General features: G+C 60.7%; 18 protein-coding genes. 3 read left to right on the forward strand and 15 right to left on the reverse strand.

What is annotated here, in order from left to right; all coding sequences use genetic code 11:
• Positions 1-240: 240 nt before the first annotated feature.
• The gene (locus NPS56_RS26585) at positions 241-1,443 is read right to left on the reverse strand and encodes an NAD(P)/FAD-dependent oxidoreductase (protein ID WP_274077397.1); all 1,203 of its coding nucleotides are present in this window, start codon (positions 1,441-1,443) and stop codon (positions 241-243) included.
• Positions 1,444-1,733: 290 nt separating this feature from the next.
• Here NPS56_RS26585 and NPS56_RS26590 point away from each other — a divergent pair, with 290 nt between their 5' ends.
• Complete coding sequence (locus NPS56_RS26590; RefSeq protein WP_274077398.1) at positions 1,734-2,303, forward strand: RrF2 family transcriptional regulator; 570 nt, start codon at positions 1,734-1,736, stop codon at positions 2,301-2,303.
• A 3-nt stretch (positions 2,304-2,306) separates the two neighbouring features.
• Here the strand turns inward: NPS56_RS26590 and NPS56_RS26595 are convergent, their stop codons facing one another.
• Together NPS56_RS26595 and NPS56_RS26600 are read right to left on the reverse strand one after the other, a co-directional pair.
• Positions 2,307-2,645, reverse strand: a complete 339-nt coding sequence (locus NPS56_RS26595) for a hypothetical protein (RefSeq protein ID WP_274077399.1) — start codon at positions 2,643-2,645, stop codon at positions 2,307-2,309.
• 73 nt (positions 2,646-2,718) lie between these two features.
• On the reverse strand, positions 2,719-2,937 hold the full coding sequence (locus NPS56_RS26600; RefSeq protein ID WP_274077400.1) for a hypothetical protein: 219 nt from the start codon (positions 2,935-2,937) through the stop codon (positions 2,719-2,721).
• A 180-nt stretch (positions 2,938-3,117) separates the two neighbouring features.
• Here NPS56_RS26600 and NPS56_RS26605 point away from each other — a divergent pair, with 180 nt between their 5' ends.
• Positions 3,118-3,354 carry a hypothetical protein gene (locus tag NPS56_RS26605; RefSeq protein ID WP_274077401.1) on the forward strand — a complete coding sequence of 79 codons (237 nt, stop codon included), beginning with the start codon at positions 3,118-3,120 and terminating at the stop codon, positions 3,352-3,354.
• A 92-nt stretch (positions 3,355-3,446) separates the two neighbouring features.
• Here NPS56_RS26605 and NPS56_RS26610 read toward each other — a convergent pair whose 3' ends face one another.
• The 5 genes from NPS56_RS26610 to NPS56_RS26630 all read right to left on the reverse strand — a co-directional run bounded on the left by NPS56_RS26610 (position 3,447) and on the right by NPS56_RS26630 (position 7,400).
• Positions 3,447-4,460, reverse strand: coding sequence for an ABC transporter substrate-binding protein (locus tag NPS56_RS26610; protein WP_274077402.1), 1,014 nt, complete (start codon positions 4,458-4,460; stop codon positions 3,447-3,449).
• The gene (locus NPS56_RS26615) at positions 4,457-4,999 is read right to left on the reverse strand and encodes a sigma-70 family RNA polymerase sigma factor (RefSeq protein WP_274077403.1); all 543 of its coding nucleotides are present in this window, start codon (positions 4,997-4,999) and stop codon (positions 4,457-4,459) included. Before NPS56_RS26615 ends, NPS56_RS26610 begins: the two co-directional genes overlap by 4 nt.
• Before the next feature lie 167 nt (positions 5,000-5,166).
• Positions 5,167-5,958 carry a phosphate/phosphite/phosphonate ABC transporter substrate-binding protein gene (locus tag NPS56_RS26620; RefSeq protein ID WP_274077404.1) on the reverse strand — a complete coding sequence of 264 codons (792 nt, stop codon included), beginning with the start codon at positions 5,956-5,958 and terminating at the stop codon, positions 5,167-5,169.
• Positions 5,959-6,092: 134 nt separating this feature from the next.
• A complete protein-coding gene (locus tag NPS56_RS26625) occupies positions 6,093-7,034 on the reverse strand; it encodes a fatty acid desaturase (protein WP_274077405.1) in 942 nt (313 codons plus the stop codon).
• A gap of 168 nt (positions 7,035-7,202) precedes the next feature.
• Positions 7,203-7,400, reverse strand: coding sequence for a DUF2188 domain-containing protein (locus NPS56_RS26630; protein ID WP_274077406.1), 198 nt, complete (start codon positions 7,398-7,400; stop codon positions 7,203-7,205).
• Between the two features lie 219 nt (positions 7,401-7,619).
• Here NPS56_RS26630 and NPS56_RS26635 point away from each other — a divergent pair, with 219 nt between their 5' ends.
• Positions 7,620-7,982 (forward strand): NUDIX hydrolase, encoded by a 363-nt coding sequence (locus tag NPS56_RS26635; RefSeq protein ID WP_274077407.1) that lies wholly within the window; start codon positions 7,620-7,622, stop codon positions 7,980-7,982.
• A 10-nt stretch (positions 7,983-7,992) separates the two neighbouring features.
• Here the strand turns inward: NPS56_RS26635 and NPS56_RS26640 are convergent, their stop codons facing one another.
• The 7 genes from NPS56_RS26640 to catC all read right to left on the reverse strand — a co-directional run bounded on the left by NPS56_RS26640 (position 7,993) and on the right by catC (position 14,437).
• Entirely contained in the window at positions 7,993-8,766 is a 774-nt protein-coding gene (locus NPS56_RS26640; protein WP_274077408.1) for a 1,6-dihydroxycyclohexa-2,4-diene-1-carboxylate dehydrogenase, read from the reverse strand.
• A 134-nt stretch (positions 8,767-8,900) separates the two neighbouring features.
• A complete protein-coding gene (gene benC, locus NPS56_RS26645) occupies positions 8,901-9,914 on the reverse strand; it encodes a benzoate 1,2-dioxygenase electron transfer component BenC (RefSeq protein WP_274077409.1) in 1,014 nt (337 codons plus the stop codon).
• A 10-nt stretch (positions 9,915-9,924) separates the two neighbouring features.
• Positions 9,925-10,413 (reverse strand): benzoate 1,2-dioxygenase small subunit, encoded by a 489-nt coding sequence (gene benB, locus NPS56_RS26650; protein ID WP_274077410.1) that lies wholly within the window; start codon positions 10,411-10,413, stop codon positions 9,925-9,927.
• Positions 10,410-11,774, reverse strand: coding sequence for a benzoate 1,2-dioxygenase large subunit (benA, locus tag NPS56_RS26655; RefSeq protein WP_274077411.1), 1,365 nt, complete (start codon positions 11,772-11,774; stop codon positions 10,410-10,412). The genes benB and benA overlap by 4 nt, the downstream gene beginning before the upstream one ends.
• A 234-nt stretch (positions 11,775-12,008) precedes the next feature.
• Complete coding sequence (locus tag NPS56_RS26660) at positions 12,009-12,968, reverse strand: AraC family transcriptional regulator (protein WP_274077412.1); 960 nt, start codon at positions 12,966-12,968, stop codon at positions 12,009-12,011.
• A gap of 198 nt (positions 12,969-13,166) precedes the next feature.
• Positions 13,167-14,096: a catechol 1,2-dioxygenase gene (gene catA / locus NPS56_RS26665; protein ID WP_274077413.1), complete on the reverse strand. Its 930-nt coding sequence runs from the start codon at positions 14,094-14,096 to the stop codon at positions 13,167-13,169.
• 50 nt (positions 14,097-14,146) lie between these two features.
• Positions 14,147-14,437, reverse strand: coding sequence for a muconolactone Delta-isomerase (catC, locus tag NPS56_RS26670; protein WP_274077414.1), 291 nt, complete (start codon positions 14,435-14,437; stop codon positions 14,147-14,149).
• Between the last annotated feature and the right edge of the window lie 2 nt (positions 14,438-14,439).

The following is a 14,439-nucleotide window of genomic DNA, read 5'->3' on the forward strand; positions in this document are numbered from 1 at the left end:
CCACCCTCGCATCGCCAGCAAGCCGGCTCCTACAGATTTGTGTACTGCCCCACAATCCGCATGCACCCGAAAACCTGAAGGAGCTGGCTTGTCGGGTCGCCGCATCGCAGCGATGGCGGCATAACGGCCACCCTCGCATCGCCAGCAAGCCGGCTCCTACGGAGAAATGTCCATTTGCATTTAAAAATCCCGCCCGGATATTCCGGACGGGATTTTTTCAATCACACAACCTCACCCCATTCACGCGATCGGAATCAACGGATCCGCTGCCGCCCAGGCGCTTTCACGGTTCGCCGCCGGTGGGTAGATCCACACGGTGTTGATCTGGGTCTTCAGCGACTTGCCTTCCTGCCGGGTCAGCTTGACCTGTCGGTCCCAACCTTCGGTGTACACCGCTCCCCAGGCACCCAGGTCCAGGCAGGTCACGTATTTCGGCTGGCTGTACGGTGTCGGGTCCACGCCGAGGATCTGTGCGGCGACGTTGTTGCCGGCATGACGGCCCAGCACGATGGCGTGCTGGCAGGTCATCAGTGCATGGTTGCCGATGTCATCGCTGGCCGCGTAGGCCACGTCGCCGGTGGCGAAGATGTCGGGCTGGCCGATGACTTGCAGGTGAGCGTCGACGTGCAGTCGGCCCAGGTGGTCGCGTTCGGCGGGGATCTGCTCGGTCAGCGAGCTGGCACGCACGCCGGTGGTCCAGATCACGGTCCTGGCGTCGATGCGCTGGCCGTCGGACAGGGTCACGCCGTTTTCATCGACGCCGACCACTGAGGCGTTGAGCTGCCATTTCACCCCGGTTTCCTCACTGGCTTCGGCAATCTTCTCGGCGATTTGCGGTCCCATGGAGCCGCCGACCTTATTCCCACGATCGACGATGATCACGTTGATGTCCGCCCCCTCCCCCAGGATAGCGCGCAAACGGGTGGGCATTTCAGTCGCCGTTTCGATGCCGGTGAAGCCACCGCCGGCGACCACGACCGTGTTGCGAGACTGGCTCTGCGGCTGGTTGACCAGGGACTTGAGGTGGGCTTCCAGGCGCATGGCCTGTTCGATCTGGTCGACGTCGAACGCATGCTCGACCACACCCGGGGTGTCCGGCAGGGCGAGACGGCTGCCGGTGGCCAGAACGAGTTTGTCGTAGATGCAGACCTGTTTTTCGCCCTGGGCATCAACATACCCGACACGTTTCTGCTCGACGTCGATGGTCTCGGCGGCGCCCTTGATGAACCGCACGCCGATCTCATCGAACAGTTCGCCGATCGGCGCGGCCAGTTGGTGGGCGTTCGGCTCGTAGAAGCGTGGACGCACACGCAGTTCGGCTTGAGGCGCCAGCACCGTCACCTCAACGTCATTGTGGCCGTGGATATCGAACAGGCGAGTAGCGCTCAAAGCGGTCCACATACCACCAAAACCTGCGCCAATTACCAGGATGCGTTGTTTCATTTTTAACTCCAGGGGAAAAACAGGCAATGAAATGGGCTCAGGGGGTTGGCACTCGCATTCGCTTGGATGCGGCTTTCGCTCCCGACCTGATAACTACGACTTTATTGATCGTAGTTAAATCGAGCAAGATGTTTTTCTCAATGGTTCGAATCGATCCCATCGATACAGCGGCCAAACCGCACTGAATCTGCAGCCTGGAAGGCGTTTGCAGCGTCTGGAGGAAAATCGCGATCGTTGCCCGGCTAAGGGTCAGCTGCTAATATTTGCGACTACATTAGTCGGAGATCGATATGTCTCTTTACAGCGCGGGTGTCGAGTACGGCATTCACTGCCTGATTTTCCTGGTGGGCAATGGTGGTGAGACCCGCGAGGCGAGCGTGCGGGACCTTGCAGAGTTGCAAGGCGTGCCGCTGGACTATCTGGCAAAAATCTTCACCAAACTGGCCAAGGCAAAACTGGTGGTGGCCACCGAAGGCGTGCGTGGCGGCTTCAAGCTGGCGCGGCCCGCCGATGAGATCAGCCTGCTGGACATCGTCAATGCCATCGACGGGGCCAAGGCCATTTTCGAATGTCGGGAAATCCGCGGTCGTTGTGCGTTATTTGCAGGCGAGGTGCCCGAATGGGCAGTGGACGGCCATTGCTCGGTGCACGGCGCCATGTTGACTGCGCAGAAGCGCATGGAAGAAGCCCTCGCCCAGCAGACCATCCTGGACATCGCCAGGAGGGTCGGGCGAAAAGCACCGGCGCAGTTCAATGCGCAGGTCGAGAGCTGGATGAATGATCGGCGGGAAAAGAAAGGCACCGCGAGTGCCCAGGGCAATGTCGATCAGCTTATCCAGGTCACCGAGATCGACGGCTGAACCCTACAGGCAGTCCCGCACCGCCTGGCGCATGACCCCTGACTTTGCCCACGGCGGCCCCTGGTAAAGCGAAACCCGACTGCCGTCCTTGTACTTGACGATATCCAGCACTTCATCGGCGGTTATGATGCTAGGCGCGGTGATCCGGTAGCCGTTGGAAATAGATGTCTGGGTCGTCTTGGCGATCTCTTTTTGCCATGCCGGCAAGACACACGCTGCTACTTCCTTGGGTAATTTGTCGCTCGGCTTATTGTAGTTCGGCTCCCCTGGCACCAGGGACGCGGGCAACGAACACCCCGCCAGCAACGCCATTACCACTCCCCCCATCAACACTCGACTCATGAAGCATCCTTAAACCTGAAAAAATAAAATGTAGCCTGTTGCCGCGCTGACAGCCATTTTGTTGCATCGAGCCTCAGTGACCGACGCTTTGATCGCCGGTGTCCGGGTAGGTTCGCTCGTTGAGATAAGTCGTCCATCGTTCGAAGGCTTCGTGTTGCCATAAACTGACCCGCTCCCATTCCGCCCCGCTGAACTGGTGCTCGGAAATCAGCTTCATCATTTCGCTGGTGGCCGCATCCAGATCGGCCTTCAGTTCCTGGGCATGCGCCCGGAAGTCATCGGTTGTCGTCATTTTGAATGGACCCTGCCCTGGTAAAATGTCGGCACTTCAATACGACAGCAAACAACAGCGAATCTTGCGAAGGGCGCAGAATTCCCGACCAAAGGTAGCCCTTTGGCATCAGAAGAACACTACGCCCCGCCGCGGGAATGGGTCTAAAATTTCGTAGCACGAAGTTACGGGAGATCAGTCATGTGGCTTAACGAACATGAACAAACGCTTCGGCGTGATCTGCAAGGGCTGGCATCGGACCTGCGCTGGTCGGCGGTTGAGCTGTTGCGCATCGCCGAACGATTGCGCCTGTCAGGCAACGAGGTCGACGCCGAAGCCGTGAAGCGCCTGTGCGATTTGTTCCAGGGCGATGAACAACGGCTGTCGGGTTATGCCGAGGAAGTGAAGGCCAAGATCATCAGTCGACACAAGGCCTAATAGCGGGGGGCATGGGGTGAAAAGGGCACTCTGCATCCTCGCTACCCTGATCACGGTGCTGGCGGGCTGCAGCACCGATTCAGAAAACCCGCTTACAATTTCGCGGTGACACGCTCAGCCACCTCCTCCGGCACCCAGCCCTTCCAGACCTGCGGCTGATCCCGCAGGAAGGCTTCTGCCACCTGACGCGGTTGCAGGCGCTTTTCGCTCATTTGGCCGAGAGTATGGTTGAGCAGGTCGATCGGCAGGTCGACCTTTTCGAAGAACGCCACCAGGTCCGGGTACTGCGCCTTGAAAGGCGCGGACACGCCGATCGCCAGGCTCGCCGGCATTGACCGGGTGCCCTTTGGATGCGGGTTGTTGGCGTCGGCCAGGGTCTTCCAGGCTTCGGCGTCGAACGCCGGCTCGTCGAGTTTCACCAGTTTGAAACGCCCCAGCAGCGGCGTGGGCGACCAGTAGTAGAACAGCACCGGTTTGCCGCGACGGATCGATGACGCCACCTCGGCATCCAGTGCCGCACCCGATCCGGTGCGGAAGTTGACGAAGCTGTCGGTCAGGCCATAGGCCTTGAGTTTCTGGCTGTTGACGATCTCCGAGGTCCAGCCGGTCGGGCTGTTGAGGAAGCGTCCACGGCCCGGGTCTTCCGGGTCGCGGAACACGTCCTTGTAGCGGGTCAGGTCGGCGACGGATTTCAGTTCCGGGGCCAGGGGCTTGATGCCACGTTCAGGGTCGCCCTTGATCACGTATTCCGGCACCCACCAGCCTTCGGTGGCGCCTTTGACCGTGTCGCCCAGACCGAACACTTTGCCCTGCGCAGCGGCTTTGACCCACGCCGGACTGCGCCCGGCCCATTCTTCGCCGATCACCTGGATATCGTTTTTGGCCAGTGCCGCTTCGAGGCTGACGGTGCTGCCCGGCAAGGTATCGGTCGGGTAGCCGTAACCTTTCTCGACGATCAAGCGCAGGATTTCGGTGATCAGGCTGCCGCTTTCCCAGGTGATGTCGCCGAAGTGGATCGGCGCGGCTTTTTCTGCGGCGGGAACCTGGGTTGCCACCAGGCTCAGGGCCAGCAGCGAACTGCCGAGCAAGGTTTTGAGCGATTTCATGCAGACCTCCAGTTCAGGGAATTCAAGGGTTGGTTGGCGCTGTGCCGGGCACACAGGGCTTGGGAGCGCGTCATGTAATCGCTGACCGAGCGTTGGGAAATGCCCAATCGGGCGGCAATCTGCGGGTAGGACAGGCCGTCGACTCGCGACAACAGGAAGGTCGCCCGAACCTTGCCCGGCAAGCGTTCAAGGGTGCGGTCGAGGCCATGCAATGTTTGGGTCAGTTGCGCCTGTTCTTCAGGCGAGATCGCTTGCTGTTGATCAACCTGTTGCAACTGTTCGAGGTGCTGGCGTTCCAGGTCGCGACGGCGCCACAGCTGATAGAGCAAGCGCTGGGCAATGGTGGTGAGCAAGGCGCGGGGCTCGCGGATCGGGGTCAGTGCTGGCGATTCGAGCAACTGCAGGAAGGTCTCGGCCGCAATGTCTTCGACGCTGGAACTGGCGCCCAGGTGCCGGCGCAACCGAGCGCACAGCCAAGGGTGATGGTCGCGGAACAATGCGCCCACGTCGTTGCGATGGGAAAGGTCGGTGCCGGACATAGAGGCTCCAAGGTTAGGGGTCGCAGAATGTCCGGTGATCCGGTGGCGCGATCCTAGCAAGGAGCCTTATTCATTAATAATACTAAAAAAGAATTTTTATATTCCTTTTAAGGTCAAAAGATCGCAGCCTCGCTTCGCGAGACAACTCCTACAGGTGAAGATCCTGCCTACCTTAATCGTCCGTACCCCAAATCCTCGGCCTCTCGCTGATAGTCGAGAACGATTTGATAGTCGCTTTCGCTGGCCGGCAAAACCTCCTGCAGTCTCAGGATTTCCCTGACTTCGGGCAATTGCTGCAGCGTCATGTTCATTACCTGCTGCATCTCCGCGACCTGTGCATCGGTGGCGCTCGCGGCCGTAATGAACGGCAAGGTCGGGCTGAATGCACTGCGACCGACTATTCGCAAGCCAGCCACTTCGTCTTCGGCGTGTCGCGCCAGATAGGCAAAGGTCACGCTGTCGATGGCCGCCAGGTCCGCTTTGTCTTCACGCACCCAGCGCAGGCTTTCCCGGTGGCTGCCGCTGATTCCGACACGGGCAAAAAACTGCCCCTCTCGCTGCAGCGCAGCCAGGCGGTGACGCAGCAGGTTCATGCCGCTGTTGGAATCTTCGCCGTTGATCACGCCACGGCTGCCGCGAAAAGCCGGCAGGCTGCGCCGTGGATCATCGGCGCGACTGAGCAACAGGCTGCAATGATTGCCGCCGCTGGCGTCCGGCAGTTCGTAACGAGGACGACCGATGACCCGCACTCGCCCACGCAACACGGTCATCAGCGGGTAGCCGCAGGTTTGCGTCAGCAGCAAGTGCGGCGACAGCCACAGGTCCATCAGCGCAAGGCCCTCGGCATCGCGGCGCGTGCCGCCCAGTTGCTGGAGGATGAGTGCCAGCCAGCGTTCGTTGGCTTGGCGGACCGGTTCGGGGGCGACGTACATCAGTAATTCAGCCAGGTGTTGTGTCATCGAAATATTCCAATACAACGACATTCAAATGTGGGAGCGAGCTTGCTCGCGATAGCGGCGTGGCAGGCACATCAATGTTGGATGTCATGGCCTCTTCGCGAGCAAGCTCGCTCCCACAGGGAATTCATTCGCAATCAGTGAAAAGGGTGCCGCGGGCTGTCGATGGCCTTCACCCCGTGCCGGCGCCATAACTGGCCATAACCCTGCACCAGGAACCCGCCGCTGCGCGCCAGCCATTGCTCGCGACGCGCCTGATAAGCGCGGGGCAAGTCGTACCAGGGCAGCCCCGGCAAATCGTGGTGCACCAGGTGCAGGTTGAGGTTCAGGAACAGCCAGCGCCACGGCCAGGCGGCTTCATTGAGGACCGTCCTGTGCTCGGGCGCGGCATGGGGCCGGTGTTCGTAGTAGGAGCGAATCATGGCAATCGACAGCGCCGGCACGCTGACCAGCAACAGGTAATGCCACACCGGCAGCACGCTGTAGCGGGCGATGAACAGCAACATCAACAGGGTCAACGTGCCGTGGCTCAACCACATCAACCAGGCCTGTCGCTCACCCGCCTTCAAACGCTGCAGTTCTTCCCTTGCCAGCGCCAGCAAAGCCAGCGGAGCGCCCAGGAGGAAACGCCCCAGCACGGTTTTGTTCAGCCAGTGCAGGCCTTGCTCGAACACTGAACTGCCCTGCCACTGCCCGGCGCTCAGGTAGCGGCTTTCCGGATCACGGCCCGGCAGGGTCAGGTCTTCATCGCGGTGATGCAACAGATGGCTGTCGCGATACAGGGTGTAGGGATACCACACGGCGAACGGCGCGTAGCCGAGGATCTTGTTCAGCCATACCCAGCGGGTGGGATGACCGTGCAGCAGTTCGTGCTGCAGCGACAACCAGAGCACCAGCAAAGGGATCAACAACAAGGTGCTGCACCACAGGCCCAACCAGTGACTGCCCAGCATGATGCCGAACCAGCCGGCGTACACGCCGATCAGCAGCAACCAGGTCGGCCACTCGGTGCGAGCGGTCAGGCGTTGGCGCAAGGTGTCGATTTCTACACGGTGGGCGTTGTCGAAGTAATGGGGCATGGCGTTGCTCGGATCGGGGACCAGTCCCCTTCTGTGCAACGGCGCCGGGTTTTCTTGCAGATTATTTTTGTCGAGTTCTACAGGGATCAATTGTGGGAGCTGTTCGCTCCCACATTGGTTGCGCAATCAAGACCCGGTTTCCATAGGACCTGGGCCTTGAGCCTGCCTTCATGTCGCTTGCTGATTGCGAGGCTTGGTTGAGCGGGCTTTATAACCCGGCAGCGCAGCCGCAAAGGCCAGCGCCTCTTCCCGACTGGCAAACGAGCCCAGCCGGTCGCCCTGGGTGCAGACCCGCCATGGGCCGTTGTTCACACTCAGTACGTCATAGCCGTTCATGTGCATCTTGTTCAACATCGGAACGCTCATAGTCACCTCCATCTTGGCAGTGATCACAGGGTTGACTTGCCTACCTTACACCCCCCTGCCGTGAAGAGGCCGACCAGACGTCGAGTCAGGCCAGTGGCAGCGAGATTGCACTTTTAGACACCTTTGTTGTTCAAAATGTCCAGGAAAGCTTGCAATGGATTACGGCCCGAATATTGCATTTTTGTTACACTTATGTGACAGCCTGGATTGAATGAACAGATGAAAGTACGTGCAACCGTCATTTGCGAGCACGACCGCCATATCCTCATGGTGCGCAAGGCCAGAAGTCGCTGGATGTTGCCCGGCGGCAAGGTCGAGCGCGGTGAGACCGTGCAGGATGCTGCATTGCGCGAGTTGCAGGAAGAAACAGGGCTGGGCGCCGAGGATATGCTGTACCTGATGGAACTCGAAACAGGGGGCACCCGACACTATGTCTACGAAGCATCGTTGCTCGATGCGGAGCAGGCGCGACCGCTAAACGAGATTTTCGATTGCCTCTGGTACCCGCTGGATTCGGTGCAAAACCTCAACCCCAGCGACGCCACGCTGCGGATCATCAGCGCATTTCGGCGTCGCCTGTAGCTCACCCGCCTCAGCCCTGATCGCCACCGCCCACCGGCATGACCATGCCGGTGATGTAGGACGCCTCGTCGCTGGCGAGGAACAGAATGGCGCCGGCCTGCTCATCCAGCGTGCCGTAACGCTTCATCAAACTGCTGTCGAGGGTCTGATCGACGATCTGCTGGTACCAGACCTTCTCTTGCTCAGTCTGCTCGGCCGCATTGCGCGGCACTCGCCGCGGCGGTGCCTCGGTGCCGCCGGGTGCTGTGGCGTTGACCCGAACGCCGCGACCGGCGGTTTCGAACGCCAGGCACGCGGTCAGCGCATTCACCCCGCCCTTTGCTGCGCCGTAGGGCACACGGTTGACGCTGCGGGTGGCGATCGACGACACGTTGACGATCGCGCCACTGCCCTGCTCCAACATGTACGGCAAGGCGGCATGGCAGCACCACAGGGTCGGGAACAGCGAACGGCGCACCTCGGCCTCGATCTGCGCCGCTTCGTAGTGCTCGAACGGCTTGGCCCAGATGGTCCCGCCGACGTTGTTGACCAGCACGTCGAGACGAGCGAAACGCTCGATGGCGGTTTGCATGACCCGGTTGCATTCCTCGTATTGCTCAAGGTCGGCGGTCAGGGCCAGGACCTGGCTGTGCGGGGCCAGTTGTTGCTGCACTTCGAACACCAGGTCCGAGCGATCGACCAGGATCAGCTTCGCGCCTTCAGCGGCCATGCGCTCGGCAACGCACCGCCCGATGCCCTGGGCCGCCCCGGTGATCAGCGCGACTTTGTCGTGGAATCTGTTCATGTGTACCTCACACGCCGCCCCCTGTAGGAGCTGCCGCAGGCTGTGATCGTTTGATCTTGATTGTAAAAAACAAAATCAAAAGATCGCAGCCTGCGGCAGTTCCTACAGGGGAGGCGTCGTCGTATGGAGTGGGTTCAGGCCGCGCTGGCGGCGAATTTCTCGTAGTAGAAATTGGCCGGCGCAATGCCCTGCTCACGGATGAACTGGCTGACCGCTTCGACCATCGGCGGCGGGCCGCACAGGTACAGATCTACGTCGCCATCGTTCAAGTGCTTGGGTTCGATGTGCTGGGTCACGTAGCCCTTGCGCGGGTGCTGGCTGTCGGGGCTGGCCACGCAGGCGCTGTAGGTGAAGTTGGGGATGCGGGCGGCGAAGGCTTCCAGGCGGTCGAGTTCCACCAGGTCGAAGTCGTGGGTCACGCCGTAGATCAGGTGCAGCGGGTGTTCACTGCCCTGCTCGGCGATCTTTTCCAGCATCGCGGTGAACGGCGCCAGCCCGGTACCGCCCGCCAGCAGCAACAACGGCCGGCGGATATCGCGCAGATAGAAACTGCCCAGGGGCCCGGCCAGGCTCATGCTGTCGCCGGCCTTGGCCATGCCGGTGAGGAAGCTGCTCATCAGGCCGCCGGGCACGTTGCGAATCAGGAAGCTGACCTCACCGTCGCGCTGCAACGAGCTGAACGAATAGGCGCGGGTCTGCTCGCTGCCGGGAATGCCCAGGTTCACATACTGGCCTGGCAGGAACGCCAGTTTGCTCAAGGACTCGCCCTTGATCGACAGGGCTATGGTGCTGTCGGACAACTGGCGCACGGCGCTGATGGTAGCGTCATAGCTGGCCTGGCTGGTGCGGCAGACATCCGAGGACACCGGCACCCGCACCACGCAATCGCTCTTGGCGCGCATCTGGCAGGTGAGGACATAACCTTGCCCGGCTTCTTCGGGGCTTAAGGCGTCTTCGATGTACTCATCGCCCAGGTCGTAGCTGCCCGCTTCGGCAAAACACTTGCAGGTGCCGCAGGCGCCGTCACGGCAGTCCAGCGGAATATTGATGCCCTGGCGGTACGCGGCATCGGCCACGGTTTCGCCGGCATTGGCGTCGATGAACCGGGTGACGCCGTCTTCGAAGTTGAACGCAATGGAATGGGTCATGACGGCAGCCTCACAAGTGGTAAACATCGATGACCTGGCGAACGTAGTCGTTCTTCAGGATCACTTTCTTGGCCTTGATCAGCGGGTTTTCACCGCGTACGTCAAGGGTGTAGAAACTGCTGCCGAAATAGCTGTCGACGGTCTTGTAGCGAAAGCTCAGGGTGTGCCAGTTGAAGCGCACCTTGCACAGGCCGTCGGCTTGTTCCAGCAGCTCGATGTTGCTGATGTTGTGGGAGGTGCGGGTGTCCGGCACGGTGGCACTGGAACGCTCGGTCTTGATGCGGAAGATGCGGTCTTCGAGGCCGGTGCGGTTGCCGTACCAGATCAGCGAGATTTCCCGCTGCGGGTCTTCGGTCAGTTCGTCGTTGTCGTCCCAGGACGGCATCCAGTAGGTCGCGTCGGGGGCATACAGTTCCAGCCACTCGTCCCACTGGCGGTCATCGAGGTAGCGTGCTTCGCGATAGAGGAAATCGCGCACCGCTTCATAGGAAATGGTCATAACACATCCTCCACGACGATCAGTTTCGACTGCTCGGCCGCCAGGGCCTTGAGCATGGTCTGCTGCCAATACTTGTGTTGCAGCACGAACAGGCCTTCGTCTTCGGTGCGCACGCCGCTGAGCAGCGGGTGCAGGTCGATTTCCTTGGCCGCGTCATCAGCGCCTTCGATCCAGTGTTCGGCGCCACGGGACATGTCGTTCCAGGTGGTAACGCTGCCCTGGTAGCTGGTCTGGCAGGAGCGGAACTCTTCCAGGTCGTCCGGCGTGGCCATGCCGCTGACGTTGAAGAAGTCTTCGTACTGACGAATCCGGCTCGAACGCGCGTGATCGCTTTCGCCCTTGGGGGCGATGCAGTAGATGGTGATTTCGGTGCGGTTGACCGAGATCGGCCGGGCGATACGGATCTGCGAGCTGAACTGGTCCATCAGGTAGACGTTGGGGTACAGGCACAGGTTGCGCGAGTTCTCGATCATCCAGTCGGCGCGGGCCTTGCCGAAATCTTGCGCCAGCTCATCGCGACGCTCGTACAGCGGACGGTCCTCGGGGTTGGCCCAGCGGGTCCAGAGTAGCATGTGGCCCTTGTCGAAGGAGTAGAAACCACCGCCCTGCTTGGCCCAGCTGCCGGCGCTCATGGTCGGGTTGGTGTCACCGGCTTCGCGCTGTTTGCGCTGGTTCTGGGTGGCGGCGTAGTTCCAGTGCACGGAGCTGACGTGGTAACCGTCGGCACCGTTTTCGGCGGTGAGTTTCCAGTTGCCTTCGTAGATGTAGCTGGAAGAACCGCGCAGCACTTCCAGGCCGTCGGTGGACTGGTCGACGATCATGTCGATGATCTTCGCCGACTCGCCCAGGTGCTCGACCAGCGGCAGCACATCGGCCTTGAGGCTGCCGAACAGGAAACCGCGATAGGATTCGAAGCGCGCCACCTTGGTCAGGTCGTGGGAGCCTTCGCAGTTGAAGCTCGACGGGTAGCCGGCGTTGGCCGGGTCCTTGACCTTGAGCAGCTTGCCGGAGTTGTTGAACGTCCAGCCGTGGAACGGGCAGGTGTACGAGCTTTTGTTGCCGGACTTGTGCCGGCACAGGGTCGCGCCGCGATGACTGCAGGCGTTGATGAAGGCGTTGAGCACACCGTCCTTGTTGCGCGCGATGAAGATCGACTGGCGCCCCATGGTGGTGGTGTAGAAATCGTTGATGTTGGGGATCTGGCTTTCGTGCGCCAGGTACAGCCAGTTGCCTTCGAAGATGTGTTCCATCTCCAGATCGAACAACCGGGGGTCGGTGAACATCTCGCGTTTGCAGCGATAGAGGCCCTGCTCTGGATCGTCTTCAAGCAGGGATTGCAAATATTCGGGTCGCAGGGTCATGGCCGCCGCCTCCATTGTTATTGTCCAGGCAGGGGTCATGCTAGGACGGGGCGATGGGGCGGACTATCCGCGGGGTGCAGACCTTTATCCGTTTTGTGCAGGGGCTTGGGATGGACACCGCCCCCCCCTTGTAGGAGCTGGCTTGCCAGCGAAAGCGGTGGGTCAGGCAACTTCAATGTCGCCTGATACGCCGCCTTCGCTGGCAAGCCAGCTCCTACAGGGGGTCGGGTTGACTCAGTGGCGGCGCTTGAGGGTGTCCGATGGCAACTCGCCGAACTGCTTGCGGTAGCTGTCGGAGAACCGGCCCAGGTGCAGGAAGCCGTAGTCCATCGCCACTTCGGTGACGTTGCGCACGTTGCAGGTCGGGTCGCTCAGGCAGGCGTTGATGCGTTCCAGGCGTTTCTGGCGCAGGTAGTTTTTTGGCGTCAGGCCGGCGTTGCGTTCGAACAGTCCGTACAACGAGCGCAAGCTCATGTGCGCCTGGCGCGCCAGCTCTTCGCTGTCGATGTCCTGCTTGAGGTTATTGGCGATGTAGTCGGCAATCGCCTCGAAGGTGGCCGTTTGCGAGCCCAGTTCAAGGCGACAGACGTTGGTCTTCATCAGACTGAGCATCTTGCTGACGATGATTTGCGTGTAATGCTCCTGCACCCTGGGAATCTGCTCGCTGGATTCGGCCTCCTGGCAGATCATCGCCAGCAGATTGACGAAGCCTTCCAGTTCATTGAGCTGATAACGGTTTTCCAGGAACCGCACGCCCTGCCCCGGATAGCGCCAGCGCTGCTCATCGCAGACGGACTCGAACAAACGGGTGGGGACTTTGAGGATGAATTTTTCGCAATCGGCGGAATACGTCAGGTCCACCGGATCGTCGGGGTTGATCAGCAACAGTTCGCCGGGGGCGAAGTAGTGCTCCTGGCCGTGACCGCGCCACAGGCAGTTGCCGCGCAGCAGCACTTGCAGGTGGTAAATGCTCTCCAGCGCACCGGAGGTCACCCGCACACTGGCGCCGTAGCTGATGCGGCACAGGTCGAGACTGGCGAATTTACGATGATCGAGGCTGGCCAGCGGGCGGCCGGCTCGGGGCATGAGGATGCAGTGATTACCGACGTGCTGATTGACGTAGCCGGACACCGCGTAGGGGTCGGCCTGGTCGAATACTCTGCTGCGCTGACTCAACAGTTGAGTTTGCATCATCGGGTCACTCTCGTTGTTATTATGGTTTGCGTCGGGACATTCTAGAACACTGGGTCATTCGCTCGGGATAATCCAGACCGTTAACCGAAACCCCTTGTGGGAGCGGGCTTGCTCGCGAAGGCGGAGTGACAGTCAACATAAGTGTTGAATGTTAAACCGCCTTCGCGAGCAAGCCCGCTCCCACAAGGGGGGTTGCTATCAGTCTTCCAGTGCGCGAACCCGCTCGTGGCGCTGCTGCTCTTCAGGCTGGGCGGTCGACTGCAGGGTGAAATCGAACTCGATTTCGGCAAAACGACCGCTCACACCATGGGCCGCCGCGCGCTGTTGATCGTCGCTGAAAGTGATCTTGGCGATCAGCTCGTCACGGGTGGCGTAGGCGAAATCGTCATGCAGGTATTTCTCACCATCCAGGTTGATCTGGGTGGTCAGGTGGCGATGGTCCGGCGCGGAAATGAAGAAGTGCACGTGCGCCGGGCGCTGGCCATGACGGCCCAGTTGATCGAGCAGTTGCTGGGTCGGACCGTCCGGTGGGCAGCCATAACCCGACGGCACGATGCTGCGGAAACGGTAGCGGCCTTCGGCATCGGTGACGATGCGGCGACGCAGGTTGAAATCCGATTGCGTAGGGTCGAAGTACGAGTAGGTACCACCGGTGTTGGCGTGCCACACGTCGACCACGGCACCGGCCAGGGGCTCGCCAGCGGTGTTGAACACGCGGCCTTGCATGAACAGGGTCACACCCGGGTCGACGCCGTCATCCAGGCGGGCTTCGCCTTGGGACAGCGGTGCACCGGCCACGTACAGCGGGCCTTCGATGGTGCGCGGGGTGCCGCCGGACTTGCCGGCCTGCTCGTCTTCGGCGTCCATCAGCAGGTCAAGATAGTGCTCAAGGCCAAGACCGGCCACCACCAGCCCGGCTTCCTGGCGCGCACCCAGCACGTTCAGGTAGTTGACCGCTTTCCAGAACTCTTCCGGGGTCACGGCCAGGTCTTCGATGATGTTCACCGAGTCACGCAGGATGCGGTAGATCAAGGCCTTGGTGCGTGGGCTGCCGGCATCGTTGTGCAGGCCGCTGGCCTCTTCGAGAAATTTCTGGACTTCGGCAGTGTGGGAAATCTTTACGTTCATCAGGGGTTCCTCATCTTGTAATTATTAGCGTAGCGCTGGGCAGGCAGGGCTCAGCGGTCGTCGTCACGGATGGAAGAAGGATGCCGGCACATCGGATCGATCTCGATGGCCATGTACGGAAACAGCGGCAGTTGCATCAGCAGGTCATGCAGTTCCTGGACGCTGTCGACATCGAACACGCTGTAGTTGGCATAGTGCCCGGCGATGCGCCACAGATGACGCCACTTGCCCTGCTCCTGCAGGCGCTGGGCCAGGGCCTTTTCGTCGGCCTTGAGCCTGGCCGCCGCTTCGGGATTCATGTCGACCGGCAGGTTCACGGTCATTTTTACGTGGAACAGCATAA

It is taken from the genome of Pseudomonas putida (genome assembly GCF_028682635.1).
Lineage (GTDB): Bacteria > Pseudomonadota > Gammaproteobacteria > Pseudomonadales > Pseudomonadaceae > Aquipseudomonas > Aquipseudomonas putida_AE.

Coding starts and splice junctions, on each gene's coding strand:
- NPS56_RS26620 (WP_274077404.1), bottom strand. CDS start 5,958: ATGACACAACACCTGGCTGAATTACTGATGTACGTCGCCCCCGAACCG.
- NPS56_RS26595 (WP_274077399.1), bottom strand. CDS start 2,645: ATGAGTCGAGTGTTGATGGGGGGAGTGGTAATGGCGTTGCTGGCGGGG.
- NPS56_RS26615 (WP_274077403.1), bottom strand. CDS start 4,999: ATGTCCGGCACCGACCTTTCCCATCGCAACGACGTGGGCGCATTGTTC.
- NPS56_RS26635 (WP_274077407.1), top strand. CDS start 7,620: ATGAAAGTACGTGCAACCGTCATTTGCGAGCACGACCGCCATATCCTC.
- NPS56_RS26625 (WP_274077405.1), bottom strand. CDS start 7,034: ATGCCCCATTACTTCGACAACGCCCACCGTGTAGAAATCGACACCTTG.
- NPS56_RS26630 (WP_274077406.1), bottom strand. CDS start 7,400: ATGAGCGTTCCGATGTTGAACAAGATGCACATGAACGGCTATGACGTA.
- NPS56_RS26640 (WP_274077408.1), bottom strand. CDS start 8,766: ATGAACAGATTCCACGACAAAGTCGCGCTGATCACCGGGGCGGCCCAG.
- NPS56_RS26600 (WP_274077400.1), bottom strand. CDS start 2,937: ATGACGACAACCGATGACTTCCGGGCGCATGCCCAGGAACTGAAGGCC.
- NPS56_RS26590 (WP_274077398.1), top strand. CDS start 1,734: ATGTCTCTTTACAGCGCGGGTGTCGAGTACGGCATTCACTGCCTGATT.
- benC (WP_274077409.1), bottom strand. CDS start 9,914: ATGACCCATTCCATTGCGTTCAACTTCGAAGACGGCGTCACCCGGTTC.
- catA (WP_274077413.1), bottom strand. CDS start 14,096: ATGAACGTAAAGATTTCCCACACTGCCGAAGTCCAGAAATTTCTCGAA.
- NPS56_RS26610 (WP_274077402.1), bottom strand. CDS start 4,460: ATGAAATCGCTCAAAACCTTGCTCGGCAGTTCGCTGCTGGCCCTGAGC.
- NPS56_RS26660 (WP_274077412.1), bottom strand. CDS start 12,968: ATGATGCAAACTCAACTGTTGAGTCAGCGCAGCAGAGTATTCGACCAG.
- catC (WP_274077414.1), bottom strand. CDS start 14,437: ATGCTGTTCCACGTAAAAATGACCGTGAACCTGCCGGTCGACATGAAT.
- benA (WP_274077411.1), bottom strand. CDS start 11,774: ATGACCCTGCGACCCGAATATTTGCAATCCCTGCTTGAAGACGATCCA.
- NPS56_RS26585 (WP_274077397.1), bottom strand. CDS start 1,443: ATGAAACAACGCATCCTGGTAATTGGCGCAGGTTTTGGTGGTATGTGG.
- benB (WP_274077410.1), bottom strand. CDS start 10,413: ATGACCATTTCCTATGAAGCGGTGCGCGATTTCCTCTATCGCGAAGCA.
- NPS56_RS26605 (WP_274077401.1), top strand. CDS start 3,118: ATGTGGCTTAACGAACATGAACAAACGCTTCGGCGTGATCTGCAAGGG.